Genomic DNA, 3,677 nt, shown 5'->3' with positions numbered 1-3,677 from the left:
CCGCGGAGGCCCGCAACTGACGTTGCTGTGGGCCCCGCAGGCTTCAACCCGCTAAGGCAATTGCATTTTCGCAAGTTCGATCGCGTCCCCGTTGGCGGCGAGCTATGACTGTAGTCCGCGAGCGAATAGCTAATTCCCCGTGGTAACGGTCGGCCCTCCGCAGCCCCCGGATGCGGAGGGGACGCACAGCGTCTTTTACTGGCCGCCTCGGCCTTAATGTTCGTTCTCCACTGGCTGCGGCCGAAAACAAATAGGCAGTGCTTTTGCGGTTCTCCGAACCGCCGCCTCGTCGCCCAGCGGCGAAGCCGCTCGGGGGAGTGGGCGACAGGCCGAACTCGACAGAAAAAGGTGTTGCTCTTGCGGCTCTTTGAGCCGCGCAGTTCGCCGCCACCCCCTGCGGCGGACTGCAACTCGACGGAGCTCGTTGCACTCACCGCTGGCGGCGAACCGCAGTAAACGCAATACAGGGTAGAGGCTGCCGGTTATTTAGGCCGAGGCGGCTAGCAAAAGACGCTGCGCGTCCGTTTATTCCGAGAGGCAGCGCAACTGAAGACCGTGGGCACGATAGTACGTGCCTTTGGAATTGAGATTCTGCATGTAGAAAGCCAGAAATATGCCGTTAGCTCCACTCGCCGAAATCGACCAGAGAGACCCCTCGAGCCCATTGCCGCCCAGCACGCCCGAGCCCGAACTGCGGTAGCCCGGGGCGGGGCGAGCGGCACACGAAAGCCGCCAGCCTCTATTCACAAGAGAGAGGCTCTCTCACCCTCGACAGCCCCCCTCCCTCTCATTTCGACAAGAAAACGAATAGATTAACCCGAACTCAACAAATATTTACTCCATGAACAAACACAACCGTCGTGCACGTATCGTCTTTTGGGCGACAAGTGCCGTGTTGGTCTTGTGCGCCTCGTGCGGCACCCGCCAGAACCGGCAGACCAGAACCCCGAATATCGAATCCGTGATTCCCGTTCCCGTGCAGACCGAGAACTTCGAAGTGCCCGCCTCGAAAGAGATTCGTCCCCTCGTGCTGAACCGTCATACTGCCATCGTTTGCACCGACTCGACATTCGCACCCGTGGCTGAATATTTGGCGCGGAAAGTGCGGACAGCAACCGGTTATGAACTGAAAATCGCAGACCGGCTGCCGGACGAAGGGCGGAACTATATCCTGCTGACCCGCACCGATTCGGTGGCTCAGGCCGAGGGGTATCGGCTCGTCTCCTCGCCCGACGAGACCGTCTGCATTGCCGCACAGGCGCCGGCAGGGGCTTTTTATGGGGTGCAGACCTTGTTGCAGCTGTTGCCGCCCGAGATCGAAAGTCCGGTGAAAGTCAAGGACGTAGCGTGGGAGCTGCCCGTCGGAGTGATCGACGACTACCCCCGGTTCAAGTATCGCGGGGTGCATTTCGACCCCTCGCGGCACTTCGCCGGCGTGGAGTTCATCAAGAAACAGCTCGATGTGCTGGCGATGTTCAAAATCAACCGCTTTCACTGGCACCTGACCGACGACCAGCTCTGGACGATCGAAATCAAAAAATATCCCGAACTGACGGCCAAGGGAGCTGTGCGGACTGAAGGAGACGGCTCGACCCATCGCGGATTCTACACCCAGGACGAAATTCGGGAGGTGGTGGCTTATGCTGCCGCGCGCTACATCGACGTGATTCCCGAGATCGAGATGCCGGGACATGCCAAGGCCGCTTTGGTGTCGCATCCCGAACTGTCGTGCACCGGCGGGCCGTTCGACCAGCCGCGGGTGATTTGGGGTGTCGAGGACGACGTCTTCTGTCCGGGGAAAGACACCACCTTCGCCTTTCTGGAAAATGTGCTGACCGAAGTCTTCGACCTCTTCCCCAGCGAATACATCCACATCGGCGGCGACGAGTGTCCGAAAGTGCGGTGGAAGGCCTGCCCGGATTGCCAGCGGCGGATTCGCGAACAGGGGCTCGACAAAAAGGCCGGGCATGTGGGGAAAGATGGGCGCAAACATACGGCCGAAGAGTTGTTGCAGAGCTATACCATCACCCGGATGGAGCAGTTTGCCAACGCCCACGGACGTAAGATTATCGGTTGGGACGAGATTCTGGAGGGCGGTCTGGCTCCGTCGGCCACGGTGATGAGCTGGCGCGGCGAAGCGGGCGGTATTGCGGCGGCGCGGCAACAGCACGACGTGATTATGACTCCGAACAGTGCTGGGTTCTACATCGACCACCAGCAGGGGGCGGCCGAAGTCGAACCGGTGTCGATCGGCGGTTATTCCACCTTGGAGAAGGTCTACAGCTACAACCCGGTGCCGGACTCTGCGGCGGCTGATTGGGGACGTTATATTATCGGTGTACAGGCCAATCTGTGGAGCGAATATGTTCTGTCGGATGCCCATCGGGAGTACATGTACTATCCGCGGGTGCTGGCTCTGGCCGAAGTGGACTGGTCACCGAACGATCGGAAAGATTGGGCGTCGTTCCAGCGGCGGTTGGTCGATGCCGAACGGCGGCTCGATTACCACGGCATCAATTACCACATTCCGATGCCGGAGGGGACGCTGGTCGATCTGCTCGCCTTTACCGGCGACTCGGTAGCGGTGCCGTTCTCCAATACCCGGAACCTGCCGATGGTCTATACGCTCGACGGGTCGGAACCGACCGCAGCATCGGAGATGTATAAGGATACCTTAATGATCGGCGGCGACGAACCGGTTGTGATTCGAATCGCCACGCTGACGCCTCAGGGCAAGCTGAGCCCGTCGCGGTCGATCCGGGTCGAACGGCAGCTTCTGAAACCGGCGGCGGAACCGGCAGCGGTGGATTCGGGCGTCGTGATGCGTGTGGCCGAGGGGCTTTTCCTGACGGACGAACAGATCGCGGGTGCACGTTTCGGGGCGGATACGGTGGTGCGCTATTTCTGTCCGGGGTATGAAGCGGGGACGAAGACGGCGCCGGAGTCGCTGGTGGTTTACGAAGGGTTCGTCGAACTGCCGGAGGATGGTGTCTACGGCTTTACGACGGATATGGAGGAGTTGTGGATCGACGGCGAACGGATCGTGAAAAACGGTCAGGAGGCGGCGAGTCGCCACTTGCGGCATAAGACGACGCGTGCTTTGGCGGCCGGGAAGCATGCTTTCCGGTTGGTGTTCAATAATATGATCCGTCACGGTTGGCCGGACGTTTGGAACGACATCTCGTTCTTCGTCAAGACGCCGTCGGGCACTGCCTATGAGCGGGTGAAGGCTTCTCAACTGACGCATGCCGTTTCGGTGGACGAGTAGTGGGGGGAGATTTGATAGTACATAGGGGGCCTTGATCAATTCAAGGCCCCCTATTTTTTCGCTGATGGAGATCAGGTCGTAGGGGTAGAGGCTGGCAGTTGAAATGCGTGAGCATTTCCCGTCCACGGGACGTGGGGCCCGCGCGGCCCGAGTACAGTATCCTCCCGTAGGACAGCCGCGCGCCCCGCCTAAAGGAGCGATTCAGCTATTTCGGCTTACTGCCGAAATAGAATGAATCGCGCAAGGCGCGCATCGAAGAACTGGGCCGGACAGATTAAGCGATACGCAGTATCGCTCCGTCCCGCTGGGGCGCCCATCAGGCGTTTTGTCAGGGTTGTCTCTGCCTTATTAGCCGTCCGCCGCCCGCGCAGGGCAGTTTCAGGCGGCTCGAAGCTCGACCGCGCGCCGT

2 protein-coding genes are annotated in these 3,677 nt (G+C 60.2%); one reads left to right on the top strand and one right to left on the bottom strand.

What is annotated here, in order from left to right; genetic code table 11:
- Positions 1–525 precede the first annotated feature (525 nt).
- The gene (locus QZ302_RS09380; RefSeq protein ID WP_294594760.1) at positions 526–747 is read right to left on the bottom strand and encodes a hypothetical protein; all 222 of its coding nucleotides are present in this window, start codon (positions 745–747) and stop codon (positions 526–528) included.
- Between the two features lie 94 nt (positions 748–841).
- Between QZ302_RS09380 and QZ302_RS09375 the strand changes: the two genes are divergently transcribed.
- Complete coding sequence (locus tag QZ302_RS09375; RefSeq protein WP_294594758.1) at positions 842–3,268, top strand: family 20 glycosylhydrolase; 2,427 nt, start codon at positions 842–844, stop codon at positions 3,266–3,268.
- Positions 3,269–3,677 lie beyond the last annotated feature (409 nt).

This window comes from uncultured Rikenella sp., from assembly GCF_910579375.1.
In the GTDB taxonomy this organism is placed as follows: Bacteria; Bacteroidota; Bacteroidia; order Bacteroidales; family Rikenellaceae; genus Rikenella.
This window is presented reverse-complemented; position numbering and strand designations above follow the sequence as displayed.